Origin of the sequence: Promineifilum sp. (SeqCode) (assembly GCF_041918635.1) — a bacterium.
In the GTDB taxonomy this organism is placed as follows: domain Bacteria; phylum Chloroflexota; class Anaerolineae; order Promineifilales; family Promineifilaceae; genus Promineifilum.
The window spans coordinates 1-16,620 of the sequence record NZ_JAYRVJ010000286.1 but is presented as its reverse complement, the minus strand read 5'-3'; the positions used below and the strand labels follow the sequence as shown (position 1 = coordinate 16,620).

Below are 16,620 nucleotides of genomic sequence, written 5' to 3'. Positions count from 1 at the left end.
CGGCCATGACGATCGCCACGCCCGCCTTGTCGTCCGCGCCCAGCAGCGTCGTGCCGCTGGCGGTCACGATGTCGTCGCCGATCCGATCCTTCAGGTAGGGCGAATTTTCGTAGGTGAGCACCTGCTCCGGGGCGTCGGGCAAGGGGATGTCGCCGCCCTGATAATTGCGATGGACGAGGGGCTTGATGTTCGCGCCGCTATAGGCCGGGCTGGTGTCCACGTGGGCCAGCAGGGCGATGGTGGGCACGTCGTGGGCCACGGTGGCCGGGATGGTCGCCAGAACCGCGCCGTAATCGGTCAGGCGCACGTCTTGCGCGCCGATCTCGTTCAGTTCCTCGAGGAGGAGGTTGAGCAGGTCGTACTGCCGTTCGGTGCTGGGCGAGGTGGGGGAGGATTCGTCGGCTGTCGTGTCGATCTGGACGTAGCGCACCAAGCGCTCCTCGACCTCGCGCTCGAAATTCATGGTCATAATTGCCTCTCCAGAATTAGACACGGATGGGACACGGATAATACGGATTTAACGGATTGAATCTTTTCGCGATTATTTCAATCCGTATAATCCGTTCAATCCGCGTCCCATCCGTGTTTAATCTCTTGATCTCTTAGACACCCACGGGGTAGCCAGGCCCCAACGGGATGCCAAGGACGTACCACAGGACGAACAGGATGATCCACGCCACGGCCAGGATCAAGGTGTAGGGCAACATCAGGGCGATGATGGTGCCAATGCCAGTATCCTTCTGGTAGCGTTGGGCCACGGTGAGGATGAAGGGCAAGTAGACCATCAGCGGCGTGATGACGTTCATGGGCGAGTCGCCGACGCGGTAGGCGGCCAGCACCGTCTGCGGGGCCGTGCCCAGGCGCATGAACAGCGGCACGAAGATGGGCGCAAAGATGGCCCATTTAGGCATGGAACCGGGGATGATGATGTCCAGCAACATAATGACGACCATGAAGCCGATCAGCAGCGGGATCGCGCTGATGTTGGCCTGTTCCAGGAAGCCGGCCAGAGCCACGGCGATCACGTTGGGCATATTGCTGAAGTTGAAGTAGGCGATGAATTGGCTGATCATCAACAGCATGAAGACCAGCCCGGCCAGCCCGGAGAACGTCTTGGTGACGGCGGCGATGACCTGGTTGGCGGTCGTCAGCGTCTTGGCCCCGCGACCGTAGGCGATGCCGGCTATCAAGAAGAGGATGGTGATGATGAACAGCAGCGCGTCCATAAAGGGCGTCGCGCCGATAATGGCCCCCGTCTCCGGGTCACGCAGGGGCGCGCCGGACGGCAGCGTCAGCAGTAGAATGAAGACGACGTAGCCCAGGACCGCCAGGCCCGCATAGCGCATGCCGCGCCCCTCGCCGGTCGCGTCGTGGGCGGCTGCGTCGCCGGCCTCGGTCTGGGCAGCCTCATAGACCCCCAGCCGCGGCTCGATGATGCGGTCGGTGATCAGCGCGGCAACGACGCTTAGGATAAACGACGACGCGATCTGGAAGTAGAAGTTGGAGATCAGGGTAAGGGGAGCGCCGCCGCCCAGGGCAGCCGCCTCGTTGGTGATCTCAGTCAGCATCGCGTCGAGGGGAGTAACGAGAATGTTGACAGCGAAGATAGCGCTGACGCCGCCATAGGCCGCGGCCACGCCGGCCAGCGGGTGGCGCTTGACGCTCAGAAAGGCCGCCGCGCCGAGCGGGATGAGGATCAGATAGCCGGCGTCGGTGGCCACGCTGGACAGGACGCCGACGAAGATGATGATGAACGACAGCAGCCAGCGCGGCGAGACGGCAACCAGCTTGCGGATGAGCGCGGCCATCAGCCCGGCCTCTTCGGCCACGCCCGCGCCCATCATGGCGATGAAGACGACGGCCACCACACTGAAGCCGGCGAAGTTGGACACGAACGAGGTGAAGATGAAGCGGATGCCGTCCACGGTCAAGAGGCTGCGAATGGCTATCGTCTGCTCTTGAATCTCGAAATCCGTGTCGTAGGGCTCGGCGGGCAATAGCTCTTGTGCTTCCGTGCTATCTTCGTAGAAGCTTAGATCCGTCTCCTGAGCCACAGGCACGGCGATCTGCTCGGTGACGCTAACATTGGCCCAGTCGAGAATGGCCGAAAGGACGATAACGCCGATGATCAAATAAAGAAACATCAATACCGGATGGGGCACTTTGTTGCCGATACGTTCGATGGTCCCCAACCAGCCGCCGGTTTTCTTCGGCCCACCTGCAGCGACAGTAGACATGGTCTTCTCCTATTGATTCCTCAGCGGTGAATAAAGGTCGTTTGATAACACGATAAATTGCCCGCGCTCAATCTATTCTCGTAGCGCAGCCATTCCTGGCTGCGTTCGGCCGCCGCAGCCAGGAATGGCTGCGCTACAGGCGCGAAGAACGGCGATGAATTGCCTGACTACGAACGCAGCTTCGCCAACTCTTCCAGATAAACGATGGCCGTCTCGATGCCCCGGTGGAACATCTCGACGCTGAAGCGCTCGTTGGGCGAGTGCAGGCCGTCGTCGTCCAGGCCGTAACCCATCATGACCACCGGGATGCCCATCAGGTCGGCGATCTCGGCCACGACAGGAATGCTGCCGCCGCCGCGGGTGAAGATGGGCGTCGCGCCCCAGCCGCGCTCATAGGCCCGCGCCGCCGCCTGCATCTCCGGGATGTCAAACGGGAACAGTGCCGCCTTGCCGGTCGTCAGCAGCCTGACCTCGGCTTTCACGGTCGGCGGGGCGATGGACTCGATGTAGCGCTTCACCAACTCGAAGATCTGGTGCGGGTCCTGGTTGCCCACCAGCCGCGAACTGATCTTCATCCCCGCTTTGGCCGGGACGATGGTCTTGGGGCCGGGGCCGGTCCAGCCGCTCCACATGCCGTTGATATCCAGCGTCGGCCGGGCGGCGATGCGCTCGCGGATGTTGAAAGCCGCGTCGCCCCAGACGGCCGGCACGCCGGTGGAGGCCATGTAGTCATCCTCGCTGAGGTCGGTCTTGGCGATCATGGCCCGCTCGTCCGGCGTCAGGGGCACCACGTCGTCGTAGAAGCCGGGCACGGCGATGGTGTTGTCCTCGTTGTAGAGCTTGGCAACGATCTGGGCCAGGGCCAGAGCCGGATTGTGGGCCGCGCCGCCCCACAGGCCGCTGTGGAGGTCATTGGCCGGGCCGTCCACCTCGACTTCCATGTAGGTCATGCCGCGCAGGCTGTGCAGAATGGCCGGTTCTTCGATGGAGCGCATGGAGGTGTCGCTGATGATGCACACGTCGGCCTTCAGCAGGTCGAGGTGCTCCTTGATGAAGGGAACCAGGTTAGGGGAGGAGACTTCCTCCTCGCCTTCGATGAAGAGTTTGACGTTGACCGGCGCGCTGCCGTTGGCCTTGAGGTAGGACTCCAGCGCCTTGGCGTGGATGAATAATTGCCCCTTGTCATCCGTCGCGCCGCGGGCGTAAATCTTGCCGTCCTTCTCGACCGGCTCGAACGGGTCGGTGTGCCAGCCGTCTTCCATGAGGGCGGGCACGACGTCGTAATGGCCGTAGACGAGGACGGTGGGCTTGTCTGGCCCCGCGCCCAGCCACTCGCCATAGACGACGGGATGGCCGGCGGTGGGCATGATGGCGACGTTGTCTAGCCCCGCAGCGCGCATGTCGGCGGCCAGCCACTCGGCGGCGTGCTGCATGTCGCCGGCGTGGGCCGGGTCGGCGCTGATGCTGGGAATACGCAGGAACTCGTGGAGTTGTTGGCGGAACGTGTCGGCGTGGGTGCGCGAATAGGCGCGCGGCGCGTCACTGATGTGGGTCATTGCGATGATGTTACCTCCGTGGTTAGCTACTCAATATCAGGCCGCGACGTTATGACGTTGTGAAGCGGACGACTTTAGACCATATTATATGGGCTTTTTGTCGGGTTGTCACCTGACAAAAATACCAGTTTTGGCATAATGTGGATGGTGAAGCGAGTCAAAGGGCCGGATGCCAATGCCGAGATTTGCCCACTGCATGGCCGATGAACGACACTGTTTCACTCGTTGCCTCAGCCGCTAGCTCCCCATACATGGCTTGCTTGATGAGTTCGCGCCAGCGCCCGTCCTGTGACGCCAGCGCCCACCGGCACGCCGCCGGCTTGCTGACCACCGCGCCGTGTTCCAGCGTGTAGAGCGCCCGGCACATCGTCTGCACGGCGTAGGCGCGGTAGCCGGGGTGGGCGCGGCGGAGGGCGTCGGCCGCCTCCGCCGTGGCCCACCAGGAGCGCAGGACGCCGGCCGTCGCCCGGCGCAGGTCGTCGGGTGAGACGGAATCGATGAGCGTCGCCGGCGGCGGGCCGAACAGCGCCACGCCGTGTTCGCGCACGATGTGGCGGTGGATGACCCAATCGGTGTGGTGCAGCTTGGGCTGGAGCACCTCGTCCGGGCCGCGCTCGATGTTGAGGTGCGTCGCGCCGGCCGGATCGTGGCGGCGCAGGGCGCGCAGGGGGATGTAGCTGCCCTCCAGTTCCGCGGCGAAGGGGTGACCGCTGGCAGCTAATCGGCGGTGCATCTCGACCAGTTGCGCGGCTGTCTCCGGGAACAAGTCATCGGCGATGGCCGCCAGGAAGTCCACGTCGCTACGCGCCGGGTCAAAGTCACCCAGAACGAGTGAGCCGTCGAGGTACAGGCCGATCAGTTGCTCCCCCAGGACGGCCCGCGCGCCCTGCAGCAACTCCTCTAGCAGAGCGTCTACGTCGGGAAAGGGGGTGACGGGGAGCATGCAACGACGAAGAATGGCTACGGATTAGGACGGACAAGACAGATGAGGACGACGCAAGCCATTGCGCCGTCCTCATCCGTTCTAACCGTCTTGATCCGTAGCCATTTCTTCTTCTATCTCCTCTTCCTCCGGCTTCACCGGGGCGCGACCATAGAGGTGGGCCAGATCGGCCAGCCCCATCGCGATGCCCTCAGCGCGGGCGGCGAACATCTCCCGCGTGTAGCGCCAGCGCCACCAGCCGCCCTCCTTGCCGGGGTAGTTCATGCGCGCCTCGTTGCCCAGCACGAACAGGTCTTGCATGGGGATGATGGCCATGGCCGACACCGAGGCGTAGGCCAGCCGGATGAGGTCCCAGACGATGTCCCGGCCGCTGACTTGCAGGTAGCGCCGCACGTGGTCGCGCTCCGCCTCCCTGGCGTTGAGGTACCAGCCGAGCGTCGTCTCGTTGTCGTGCGTGCCGGTGTAGACGACCGAGTTGCGGGTGTAGTTGAAGGGCAGGAAGTCGCTGTTCTGCTCGCCGCCGAAGGCGAACTGGAGGATCTTCATGCCGGGCATTGCGAAGCGGTCGCGCAGTTCTTCGACTTCCGGCGTGATGACGCCCAGGTCTTCGGCGATGATGGGCAACTCGCCTAGCTGCTCTTGCATCGCCTCGAAGAAGGGGATGCCCGGCCCTTTAACCCACTGCCCCTTGACGGCCGTCGGCTCTGAGGCGGGAATCTCCCAATACCCTTCGAAGCCGCGGAAGTGGTCAATGCGCACGATGTCAGCCTGGAGCAGGTTGATCTGGATGCGCTGCGCCCACCACTGGTAGTTGTCGGCGGCTATGACATCCCAGCGGTAGAGCGGGTTGCCCCAGCGCTGGCCCGTCTCGCTGAAGTAGTCCGGCGGCACCCCGGCCACGACCGAGGGCGAACCGTCGTCATTCATGTAGAACAGGTCTGGATGCGACCAGACGTCGGCGCTGTCATAGGCGACGAAGATGGGGATGTCGCCGATGATGCGGATGCCCTTCTCGTTGGCGTAGGCTTTCAGTTCCAGCCACTGCTTGTAGAACAAGAACTGCTGGTATTTCTGGAGCATGATGGCGTCGCTCAACTCGTTCGTCCACTGTTTCAGGGCTTTGGCCTGGCGCGTACGGATGGGCTTCGGCCACTTGGCCCACATGCCGCCCTCCACGTCCTTGTGGTGCTCCTTCAGGGCCATGAACAGGGCGAAGTCGTCCAGCCAGAAAGCGGCCTCGGCGCAAAAGGCGTCGAACGCGGCGCGTCGCTCCTCGTCGCCGTGGTCGCGGAAGTGCTCGTAAGCGGCGCGCAGCAGGGCGGTCTTGTACTCGATGACCGGGCCAAAGTCCACCTCGGCCGTGGGCAGCGAGGGCGCCTCGGCCACAACTTTGGCTGGCAGGAAACCCTCGCTCACCAGCCGGTCGGGGCTGATGAGCATGGGGTTGCCGGCGAAGGCCGAGAACGACTGGTAGGGGGAGTCGCCATAGCCGGTGGGGCCGAGCGGCAGCACTTGCCACAACTGCTGTTGGGCCGCCTCTAGAAAGTTAACGAACTGGTACGCCCCATCGCCCAAATCGCCGATACCATAGCGGCTGGGCAGGCTGGTGGGGTGGAGCAACACACCCGCGGAACGCTCGAATTTCATCGTTTCTCTCCTTGAAGCGCTTCCCAACACGGGATCCGCTCCCGCACATTATCCGGCCGATCGCCCGAATTGTGCAATTGAACGGCGAAAGAGACTCCCTTGTGGTCGGTGGCGATGCCCTCCCACATGATGAGACCAAACCCCTTCGCATAATAATATCTCTCAAAAGGCTGCGCCGCGAGGCGGCCATCCACTTCGCCATACGCCGCCAGCGCGATCACGTCTTTCAGCCGCAAGCCGCGCCCCGGGCGGCCTTCAGTGTCGGGCAGAACGCACTCCTGCTGAATGGACTCCAGCCGAATCCAGGTGACGTGCCGGCCGGAGAGGCTGGCGTTCATCATGCAGTTGCCCTTGCGCCGGCTGACGACGAGGACGCTGCGCCGGTAGAACTGGCCTACGGCCATCTGGCGCGGCGCCCAGACTGCGCCGTAGCGCTCGCCGTCCATCAGGCTGTAGAAGTTGCCCGACCCCGGCGAGGTGTCCGTGCCGCGGTAGATGAAGCGCGCATCGGCCCACAGTTCTTCCCACTCGTTGTTCTTGGTTTGGTAGAAGCGCGTCCCGTCCGTCTGCGTCTGCAAGCGCTGCTGGCCGACCATGGGTCCGGCGGGCATGTCAAAGATGTACTTCATCTCGTACAGCCGGCCGTCGCCGCACAGATAGGGCAGGAGGTCATACTTGGCCGGCGACTCCACGACGACGATAGACACGAACAGCGTCGAGCCGAAGAACTCGCCGCGGGCGTTGCGCATGCGCCAGCGACCGATGGCCCGTCCCGGCGCGATCGGCGCGGTCAGCTCCACGGAGACGGTAGCGACGCCCTGTGGCGGGACGTTCGTGACGGCGACGCGCGTCGTCTCGCCCAGTTGCGCCCCGCCGACGTAGACCAGTTCGTAGCCAGTCGACCAGGGGATGGAGCCGGTGTTGCGGATGGCCCACGTCTTCTGGAACGTCTCACCGATGGCGATCTCGCTGCCGTCGGGGATAGTGACGTGCGCGTCCAATTGCGCGTCGTCCAGGGCCGTCGCGCCGGGCGTGGACGAGACGGGTACGCGAATCTCGGCGTACAGCAGATCGCCGAAGAGCTGCCCGGCCGGGTTGCGCGGACGCCACGTGCTGCGGTGGATGCCGGGAGCCAGCGGCGCGCGCAGCGGCACGGTCACCTCGACTGTCTCACCCGGCAGGGCCTCGGGCAGCGGCGCGCTGTCCGGCCCGTTCATCTGGTTATTGGCGACGAAGACCAGGGCATAGCCGGCCCCCCAGGCCGAGGAGCCGACGTTGCGCACGCGCCACGTCTTCTCCAGCCGCGCGCCCCCGTTTACCACCGTCCCATCCGGAAAGGTGGCGTCCGCGACGAACGCGGCATTGTCGAGCGTGCCCAGCCGCACCACCTCGATGACCACGTCCAGGATGTCGCCGAAAGGCGCGCCATCAGGCGTGCGCGGCTGCCAGGCGGAGCGGTGGCGGCCGGGGCCGGCCGGCGCGACGAGAGGGACGCTGACCTCCACCACCTGGCCCGGCGCGGCTGGCGGCAGGGCCACTGCGGCCGGGCCGCTCATGGGGTTATCGCCGGCGAAGGCCAGGCTGTAGCCGTCGCCCCACGTGGTGCTGCCCGTGTTGCGCACGCGCCACGTCTTGGTGAAACCGGAGGCGGGGGCCATACGCTGGCCGTCGGGAATGGTGACCTCGGCCACACTGGTCGCGTCGTCGCCGGCTGGCTGAGCGGCGGTGATGCGCAACTCGACGGCCAGCTCTTCGCCAAAGGGGCGGCCCGTCGCGTCCCACAGTTGCCAGATAGCGCGGTAGTTGCCTGCGGCGGCCGGCGCGGTGATAGAAACGGACAGGTCGGCCGTCGCTCCCGGCCGGGTGGTGGGCACGCCGGTAGCTCTGGCCTCGCCGGCGGCCAGCGGGTCGCCGGCCGTGTGGGCCAGTGTGTAGCCCGTCTCCCAGGTGGTGTCGCCCGTGTTGCGCACGCGCCACGTCTTCAGCGCGGTCTGGCCCGCCTCCAGACTCGCGCCGGGGGGGAGTGTCACGTGGGCGACGAAAACGGCGTCGTCGCGGCGGGAGACGGGCGAGACCACGACATCGACGTATAGCTCGAAAGCAAACAGGCGGCCGCGACCGTTGCGCGCCTTCCACGTGCTACGGTGGCGGCCTGGCGCGGCCGGCGCGACGAGGGGGACGCTGACTTCGCCGATTTCGCCCGGCTTCAGCGCCGGCAGGGGCGCGCTGCCCGGCCCGTCCATGCGCTCGTCGCTGTAGTGCTCCAGCGTGCAATTCGTCCACGTGCTGGCGCCGCTGTTGCGCACGCGCCACGTCTTGGTGAACGGCTGGCCCGCCTCGACCGTAGTCCCGTCCGGCGCGGTCACGTCGCCCACGCAAGTCATCTCGTCTACGACCGGCACGGTCACGTCGCGGAAGTAGCCGGCCGGGTCGACCACGTCGGCGATAACGTAGCCGTCCAGCCCGCCGCCCGGCCGTTGCAGCGTCAGGTGCAGGTGGACGCCGGTTGAACTGCCCGACGTGCCGGCCAGGCCGAGGCGCTGGCCGAGTTCCACCGTCTGGCCCGTCGCCAACGTGGATAAAATCTCGCCCAGGTGGGCATACCAGGTATACCAGGTGACGCCGTCGGGCCAATCGTGGCGGAGGCGGACGTAATTGCCGTAGCCGGTGTCGCCGGTCTTGATGCGGTCGACGACGCCGCGCTGCGCGGCCACGACCTCGACCGGCTCTCCTCCGGTCCGGACGGCGCGCAGGTCGATGCCCTCGTGGCGGCCGTTGGCGTAGGGGCGGGGGCTGTTAAAGGGATCGTTGATGAAGAACCCGGTGGTCACCGGGTTGGCGAGAAAGAACGGTGTGTTGTCGCCCGGCATTTGATACTACCTGCCTTGTGAGCGTGGTTCGTAGTCAGGTGATTTATCGCCGTTTCTCGTTTTGTCAGGTGCAACCCGCTTCAGAAAGTGGGTCGCACCTGGGCGAAGAACGGCGATGAATCGCCTGACTACGAACGGGGAACGATGTTGTTAACCGCGATAGAGCATCTGCGCCCTGGCCCACTCGTAGAGTTGCTGGTACGCCTCGGCCGAGCGCTGCCAGGAGAAGTTGGCGTGCATGCCGTTGGTCTGGATGCGCCGCCAGCCTTCTCGATCGGTGTTGTAGACGTAGGTGGCGCGCTGAATGGCGTGCCAGAGCGAATCCCCGTTGAAGTCGTAGAAGGTGAAGCCGGTGATGCCATCATGCACAGTGTCGGCCAGCCCGCCGGTGGCCCGGACGATGGGCACGCTGCCGTAGCGCATGGCGATCATCTGCCCCAGGCCGCACGGCTCGAACAGCGACGGCATCAGGAACATGTCGCTGCCGGCGTAGATCAGGGGGGCCAGGTTGGCCTGGTAGCCGATGTAGGCGGCCATTTTCTCGCGGTGATAGCCGGCCAGTTGGCGAAACATGTTCTCATAGTGGGGTTGGCCCGTGCCCAACACGACGAACTGCGCCGGGCCGGAGTAGCCGTTCATCAGCAGATGGATGGCGTGGCCCATCAGGTCGAACCCCTTTTGCCAGTCCATGCGCGAGATCATGGCCAGGATGGGGATATTCGACAGTTGGGGCAGGCCAAGCGCGGCCTGGAGAGCGCGCCGGTTCTCGTCGCGCGCCTCGCGGGCCTCGACGGTGTAGTGCGCGGGCAGGCGCGGGTCGGTGGCCGGATTCCACTCGTCGTAATCAAGCCCGTTGAGGATGCCGTGCAGGTCGCGCTGGCGGTGGCGCAACAGGCCATCCAGCCCGGCCCCGCCCTCGTAGGTCATGATCTCGCGGGCGTAGGTGGGGCTGACGGTGTTGATGATGTTGGCATGGTAGATGCCGCGGGCCATGAAGTTGACCTCGCCATACCCCTCCTCGGCCAGCCCGTGGGTGTACAACTGCATGTACTCGAAGACGTTCCAACTCGTCTTGCCCTGGTGGGCCAGGTTGTGGATGGTGAAGACGCTGCCGATGCCGCGGAAGCGGTCGTCCGCCTGCCCGGCGGTTGCCAGCCAGACGACGGCCGGCGCGGTGTGCCAGTCATGGGCGTGCAACAGGTCGGGCCGCCAGTCGAGATGTGACGTCAACTCGAAAGCGGCCTTGCTGAAGAAGGCGAAGCGGTACGGGTCGTCCCAGTAGCCATAGATGTTGGGCCGGTTAAACAGGTTGTGCTCGGCGATGAAGTAGACCGGCACGTCGCTGCCCGGCAGCCGCCCCTCGAACGCCCCGGCCGAGATGACGCCCGAGCCGGTTGGCACGTTCAGTTGCAGCGGCATGCTGCCGACGCCCGGATAGCCGGCCTCGATATTGGCGTAGGCGGGCATCATCACACGTACGTCATGGCCCATGTCGTGGAGCGCCTTGGGCAGCGAGCCGCCGATGTCGCCCAGCCCGCCGGTCTTGGCGAAAGGCGCCACTTCGGCGCTGAGGAACAGGATACGCAATGGTTCGGCCATGTCATTTGCCTCGTGCTTCGGTTCGCCGGCCGGCCGCGGCCCACGCTATGGAACACTCGGTGGAACGCAGTACGCCGGCGTGTAATTTAGTTGTATACTATCTAGTACTATAGTACGGGTGGCGGCAGCAGGTCGCCAACGGACTATGCTATTGTCCTCGATTACAGCGGTTGATCAAATCGCACGCTCAGGCGCAACGCGCGAGCGCATAGGAGTGAGCAGATGCGCTACCGTGTAGCTGTCGAAGACATCGAGCTGGGTCATTGGGTGGCCTGGGTGCTCGACCTGCCCGGCTGCTATGGTGACGGCCCCACCGATGAGGCCGCCATTGCCGCCGCGCCGGACGCCATTGCTGCCTATTACCAGTGGCTACATCGCCACGACCCCGCCTTACCCGAGGCTCTGGAGCCTATCGCTGTCGAAGTGGCGGAACGCTTCACCGCCCATCCGGCGACCGACCAACCCGATTATCTGGTCAACGCCTTCTTCGATCACGACCGCCGCGTCCTCAGCTATTGGGACGTGGCGGTCGCGGCGCGCTTGCTGGAGTGGGCCGTGGCCGATCTGGATGACGTATTGACCTGTATCCCGCCGGAGTTGCTGAAAGGCGCGGGGACGCGGCGGTCGGACGTGGCCGCTATCGTCATGCACATCGCCACCGCCGAGAACTGGTACTTCGGTATGATGGGGCTTGATCTGGACAGGCAGAACGCGCCGGCCGCGCCGCGGCTGTGGCTGGCAGCCGTGCAGGCCAACACCCGGACGCAACTGCCCCGCTTGATAGGCGACGAGCGGGTAGTGACGTTCAGCGGCGAGACGTGGACGGCCCGCAAGGTGCTGCGCCGCACGCTCTGGCATACGCGCGACCACACGCGGCACATCGCCCGGCTGCTCCCCATGAGTGGTCGGGTCTTCTAGGCCGTTAGCGCCGCCAGCACCCGCCGCAGCCGCGCCGCCGCCTCGTCGGCCACTGGCGTGAGGTCGGGGCTGATACCGGCGCTAAACATGGTGTGCGGGTCGATGATGGAGACGACGCTGCCGCCGGCCTCGTCCTCATAGACGATGACGTTGCACGGCAGGAACAGGCCGATCTCCGGCTCAATCGTCAGCGCCCGGTGCGCCAGCAGCGGGTTGCACGCCCCCAGGATGACGTAGCGCTTGAAGTCCACGTCGATCTTCTGTTTCAGTGTGGCCTTCACGTCGATCTGCGTCAGCACGCCGAAGCCCTCGGTCTTCAGCGCCGCCGTGGCTGCCTCGATGGCCGCCTCGTAGGGCAAGTCGAGGCGCGCCCGCATGCCGTAGTCAGTCGTGGATTGGCTCATGAGAGTGGCTCCTTGCTACGTGTCCTTGCGCCACAGTACCATGATGGCGATTCCGGCCACGGCGATCAACCCCACGCCGACGATCAGCGCGCCGATGCTGAAGATGGTCTGCCAGTTGGTGGGAGCCGGTTCGGGCAGGGTGTTGGCGGCGATGGCGATGGGGGTTGCCCGCGGCGAGGGGGTGGGCTGGACGGCGCTGAGGGCCGCGGCCCCCAGATCGGCCGGCGCGGCGGTCAGGGTCGGTGTGGTCGTCGGCGTTGGCTCCGGGGTGGGTGTGGGTGGCCGGACGAGTAGCTCCTGCCCGATCTGGAGGATGGTGTCGGGCGCGATGTTGTTGAACGCCGCCAGTTGTTCCAGCGTCAGGCCGTAGCGCAGGGCGATGGCCCAGGCCGTGTCGCCGCTCTTGACGATGTGGGTCAACTGGGGGGTGGGTGTGGGCGGCGGCTCCTCGCCGGGCAGCAGCCGTACTTTGACCTCATTGCCCGGGTGGACGACGGCGTCCTGTGATAGGCCGTTTAGCCAGAGCAGTGTCGCCAGATCGGTCTTATAGTAGGCGGCGATGACCCACAACGACTCCCCTTCTCGGACGCGATGGGTGGCCGGCGGGGTGGGGGTGGGCGGCGGGGGTTGGCCGTCGGCCAACCGGATAGTCAACTTATCGCCGGGGTTCAAAACGCTGTCGGCCGTCAGCCCATTGAACAGATACAGGTCGGCCAGCGACACCTCGTAGCGGGCGGCGATGGCCCAGAAGGTATGGCCCTCCAGCACGGTATGGACGATGGAGCCGTCGGGGTTGGGAGCGGCCAACTGGATGGGCGCGACGATGAACGGCACGTCGACGACCTGCTGCTCCTCGCGCGGCGGCGGGCCTTCGTTCTGTGTGCCGAAGACCATGACGTAGAAGTTCTGGCCGTTGCCGACGGACAAGCCGACGCCCGCTTCGGTCCAGCGCGGGTTGAGCATGTTGCTGAAGTGGGTGGCGCTGTTGCGCCACCAGGTGACGCCCTGCTGCGGCGTCAGGCTCGTCCCGCCGACGAGATTCTCGCCGGCCCAGCCGGGGTAGCCGGCTGCCTCGGCGCGATCCTGCCAGGTGCTGCCGTTGACGCCGTAGTGGCTGTAGACGCCGGCTGAGGAGATGAAGTTGGCGTGCCCCTGCGCGGCAGCGGCCAACGCGGAGTTGTGGGCCAGCGGCGGCAGACCATACTCCGCGCGAACCTGGTTGACCAACTGCAAGACGTCACCGGCCTGGGCTTCGGCTCGTTCCGTATGGCCTATGGCGAGGAGGAGCAGTCCGCCAAAGACGGCTAGGTAGATGCGACGTGCCATACTGAGTGGCAACTATAGGCCAGATCGGAGAGACGGGCAAGGGGTGTAAGGGAGTTCTAAAGCTATCGCGCTTGCCCTCTCCCCAACCCCCTCCCACAGGGAGAGGGAGTCTGCCCCCTCGCCCCCAGGGAGAGGGTTGGGGAGAGGGTTTTGTTGCGCCCGCGCCGGAATGCGCTATTTTTCAGGGAGAGGACTCAGCCCATGACTGAAGAACAACCCCAACTGACCCCCGCCGCCGCCGTCACCCTGCGCGAGATCACCCAGGATACCCTGCGGTCGATTCTGCGGCTGAAGGTGAAACCGGAGCAGGAGCAATTCGTCGCCAACAACGCCGTCTCTGTCGCCCAGGCCCACTTCGAGCCGAAAGCGTGGTTCCGGGCCATCTACGCCGACGAGACGCCGGTGGGCTTCGTGATGCTCTACGACGACCCCGACGCGCCGGAGTACTACCTGTGGCGCTTCATGATCGACGCCCGCTACCAACACTTCGGCTTCGGCCGGCGCGCGCTGGAGCAGCTGATCGCCCACGTCCGCGCCCGCCCCAACGCGACGGAGTTGAAGCTCAGCTACGTGCCAGCCGAGGGCGGTCCCGAGCCATTCTACGCTGGCCTGGGCTTCGTCAACACGGGTGAGGTGGACGACGGCGAGAACGTCATGAAGCTAACCCTATAAGAAAATCATCCGCAGATTTCGCAGATTACGCAGATTTGAAGAACAAATCTGCGAAATCTGCGGATGATTCTTCTGAGAGTGAACGTGACCTTCCCGGTTTACTATGCGGCGGCGCAGGAGCGGCACGAGCCGGCCGGCCACCCGGACGCGCCGGCGCGGTGCGAGGCGCTGCTGGCCGCCGCCGCCGACTGCGGGGCGACAACGCAACCGCCGGGCGACCTCGGCCTGGAACCTATCGCCGCCGTCCACAGCGCCGGCCTGCTGGAGCTGCTGCAAACGGCCTACGCCGACTTTGCCCGGCTGCCGGAGGGGCCGCGCCCGGCCGTCCCCGACACGTTTCCCGTGCGCGACAAGGGGCGCTATGAGCACGTTCCCCGCAATATCTGGGCGCGGCTGGGTCACTACTGCACCGATACCCTGACGCCCATCCTGCCCGACACGTGGTCGGCCGCCTATGCGTCGGCGCAGACGGCGCTGGCGGCGGCCGAGGCTGTGGCGGCCGGCGCGCCGCTGGCCTACGCGCTTTGCCGCCCGCCCGGCCACCACGCCTACCGCGACCTCTATGGCGGCTACTGTTACCTGAACAACGCCGCCATCGCCGCCGAATGGCTGGCGCGGCGCGGCCGGCGCGTGGCCGTCCTCGACATTGACTACCACCATGGCAACGGCACGCAGGCCATCTTCTACGACCGGGCCGACGTCTTCTTCTGCTCCCTACACGCCGATCCGGAGGACGAGTACCCCTACTACGCCGGCTACGCCCGCGAGACGGGCCGCGGCGCGGGGCAGGGCTACACGCTCAATCTGCCGCTGCCGCCGGACACAGATGATCTGGCCTACCGGCGCGCCCTGGATGTCGCGTTGCGGGCCATCGCCGGCTACGCGCCCGACGTGCTGCTCGTGTCACTCGGCTTCGACACGCTGGCCGGCGACCCGCACGGCGGGCTGCGACTCGCCCCGGCCTCGTTCCGGCCCATCGGCCGGGCGCTGGCCGCGCTGGGCTGGCCAATGCTGCTGGTGCAGGAGGGGGGCTACTTGGTTCCGGCGCTGCGAGCGGCGTGTGTGGCCCTACTGGAGGGGATCCTGGCGTAGAGCAACAACAATAGAATCCGCGTCTTCAGATGCGCACTCTGTAGTGCACTACGCAGTATACTACTTGCCACTTGCCGGCCACCGCGCTAGAGTATGCGCCGATTATGACGAAGCGCTTATCAACCTGGGTTGATAAGGAGCGAGGGCGATGTCAATGGATGAGTGGCAGGCGGAACTGGAGCGGTTGGAGGCGGAGCAATCCAGGGGGGTAATCGCCCGGTTGGCCCGCCTGCCCCGGCGCTACTTCTACGCCGGGATTGGCGCGCTATCGCTGGCGGCGGAGAAGATCGAGGAGTTCCGCTACGAGAAGGTGGAACGGAACATCGACCGCCTTGAAGAGCGCGGCCATAGCCTCAAGGAGCGGCGACTACAAGATTTGAGCGATACGGTCGAGATGGGCCGCGATCTGGCTATGGGGTTGGCCCAGCAGTCGGTTGGCAAGGCGTTGGCCCCATTTGCGGGTGTGGCCAGCACGGCCCGCGAGCGGCTGGGCATCGCCGGCGCAGCTGAGTTGGACGCCGTCGCCCGCCAATTGGACGAACTTGACCAGCGCCTCGAGACCATCCCGGTCGATTAAGAGGGGAAGAATCCGCAGATTTCGCAGATTACGCAGATTCTTTCTTTAATCTGCGAAATCTGCGGATTCTTCATTCTTTTTCAAGGATGGCGACGTAGGTGGGGCCGTCGGAGTCGAGGGTCTGGGCCACCCGCCAGCCGGTGCCGGCGACGATGTCGCGCAACTCATCCCGCGAGACGAAGAGGTAGTCGAGCCACGGCCCGATGCTTTGGCGGAAGCGCACGCGCATGCGCACTTGGCCGCCCATGCGTCCCCGCCGGCGGTTCAGCGCGTGGTAGGCCAGGTGACCAGGGTTGTCTGTCTGGTAGGGATCGAGTGTCGCGGCGATGATGCGCCCTGCCGGCCCGGTCATCCGCCGCCAGCGGCGTAGCAGCCAGCGGGCGCGCCGTGCATCCCCGAACAGCCCGAAGTTGTTGCCCAGCATGACGACCGTATCGAAAACGCCCAGGCTAACGTTGGCCTGGGTGATGGACAGCAGCCGCGCGTCGCGCACGCCGCGCTGCCGGCATACCTCCAGCGCCAGCGGCGACACGTCGATGCCGACGACCTCATGCTCCCGCTCCTGGAGATACAACGCGACGCGCCCCGCGCCGCAACCAACGTCCAGAACGCGGCCACGTACATACTCCATCGCTGCTCGCTCCACCGGCGACCACTCCTCAAAGGGGGCGAAGTAGGCGCGGGGGCCACTGGAGCCCGAGACGTCTATCCAGCCATCGTCGCGCTCGATGATCTCGACGACGTTTGGCTCGCCCTGCCAGTAGGCGTAGAGCGTCTGG

13 protein-coding genes and 1 pseudogene are annotated in these 16,620 nt (G+C 65.5%); 4 read left to right on the top strand and 10 right to left on the bottom strand.

Annotated features, from left to right (window positions below):
* The 7 genes and pseudogenes from ACE3UY_RS09440 to ACE3UY_RS09410 all read right to left on the bottom strand — a co-directional run.
* A pseudogene (locus ACE3UY_RS09440) lies at positions 1–469 on the bottom strand (peptidase T); the annotation flags it as partial.
* A 133-nt stretch (positions 470–602) separates the two neighbouring features.
* Complete coding sequence (locus tag ACE3UY_RS09435; protein ID WP_374687292.1) at positions 603–2,237, bottom strand: AbgT family transporter; 1,635 nt, start codon at positions 2,235–2,237, stop codon at positions 603–605.
* Between the two features lie 167 nt (positions 2,238–2,404).
* Positions 2,405–3,793 carry a dipeptidase gene (locus ACE3UY_RS09430; protein WP_374687291.1) on the bottom strand — a complete coding sequence of 463 codons (1,389 nt, stop codon included), beginning with the start codon at positions 3,791–3,793 and terminating at the stop codon, positions 2,405–2,407.
* Between the two features lie 157 nt (positions 3,794–3,950).
* Positions 3,951–4,736: an aminoglycoside adenylyltransferase domain-containing protein gene (locus ACE3UY_RS09425; RefSeq protein WP_374687290.1), complete on the bottom strand. Its 786-nt coding sequence runs from the start codon at positions 4,734–4,736 to the stop codon at positions 3,951–3,953.
* A gap of 81 nt (positions 4,737–4,817) precedes the next feature.
* Positions 4,818–6,383 carry a 4-alpha-glucanotransferase gene (gene malQ / locus ACE3UY_RS09420; protein ID WP_374687289.1) on the bottom strand — a complete coding sequence of 522 codons (1,566 nt, stop codon included), beginning with the start codon at positions 6,381–6,383 and terminating at the stop codon, positions 4,818–4,820.
* Positions 6,380–9,253 carry an NBR1-Ig-like domain-containing protein gene (locus ACE3UY_RS09415; protein ID WP_374687288.1) on the bottom strand — a complete coding sequence of 958 codons (2,874 nt, stop codon included), beginning with the start codon at positions 9,251–9,253 and terminating at the stop codon, positions 6,380–6,382. Before ACE3UY_RS09415 ends, malQ begins: the two co-directional genes overlap by 4 nt.
* Before the next feature lie 150 nt (positions 9,254–9,403).
* On the bottom strand, positions 9,404–10,852 hold the full coding sequence (locus tag ACE3UY_RS09410; protein ID WP_374687287.1) for a glycogen synthase: 1,449 nt from the start codon (positions 10,850–10,852) through the stop codon (positions 9,404–9,406).
* Positions 10,853–11,074: 222 nt separating this feature from the next.
* On the opposite strand from ACE3UY_RS09410, the gene ACE3UY_RS09405 reads away from it, so the two are divergent.
* Positions 11,075–11,770 carry a type II toxin-antitoxin system HicB family antitoxin gene (locus ACE3UY_RS09405; protein WP_374687286.1) on the top strand — a complete coding sequence of 232 codons (696 nt, stop codon included), beginning with the start codon at positions 11,075–11,077 and terminating at the stop codon, positions 11,768–11,770.
* On the opposite strand, the gene ACE3UY_RS09400 is transcribed toward ACE3UY_RS09405, so the two are convergent.
* Positions 11,767–12,174: a DUF302 domain-containing protein gene (locus tag ACE3UY_RS09400; RefSeq protein WP_374687285.1), complete on the bottom strand. Its 408-nt coding sequence runs from the start codon at positions 12,172–12,174 to the stop codon at positions 11,767–11,769. The two genes, ACE3UY_RS09405 and ACE3UY_RS09400, sit on opposite strands and share 4 nt — an antisense overlap.
* Positions 12,175–12,189: 15 nt before the next feature.
* Positions 12,190–13,500, bottom strand: a complete 1,311-nt coding sequence (locus tag ACE3UY_RS09395) for a LysM peptidoglycan-binding domain-containing protein (protein ID WP_374687284.1) — start codon at positions 13,498–13,500, stop codon at positions 12,190–12,192.
* A 201-nt stretch (positions 13,501–13,701) separates the two neighbouring features.
* On the opposite strand from ACE3UY_RS09395, the gene ACE3UY_RS09390 reads away from it, so the two are divergent.
* From ACE3UY_RS09390 to ACE3UY_RS09380, 3 genes are all read left to right on the top strand, one after another.
* A complete protein-coding gene (locus tag ACE3UY_RS09390) occupies positions 13,702–14,172 on the top strand; it encodes a GNAT family N-acetyltransferase (RefSeq protein WP_374687283.1) in 471 nt (156 codons plus the stop codon).
* Between the two features lie 84 nt (positions 14,173–14,256).
* The gene (locus ACE3UY_RS09385; RefSeq protein ID WP_374687282.1) at positions 14,257–15,264 is read left to right on the top strand and encodes a histone deacetylase family protein; all 1,008 of its coding nucleotides are present in this window, start codon (positions 14,257–14,259) and stop codon (positions 15,262–15,264) included.
* A gap of 154 nt (positions 15,265–15,418) precedes the next feature.
* The gene (locus ACE3UY_RS09380; RefSeq protein WP_374687281.1) at positions 15,419–15,841 is read left to right on the top strand and encodes a phasin family protein; all 423 of its coding nucleotides are present in this window, start codon (positions 15,419–15,421) and stop codon (positions 15,839–15,841) included.
* A 70-nt stretch (positions 15,842–15,911) separates the two neighbouring features.
* Here the strand turns inward: ACE3UY_RS09380 and ACE3UY_RS09375 are convergent.
* On the bottom strand, positions 15,912–16,620 hold a 709-nt coding region (locus tag ACE3UY_RS09375), incomplete at its 5' end, for a class I SAM-dependent methyltransferase (protein WP_374687280.1).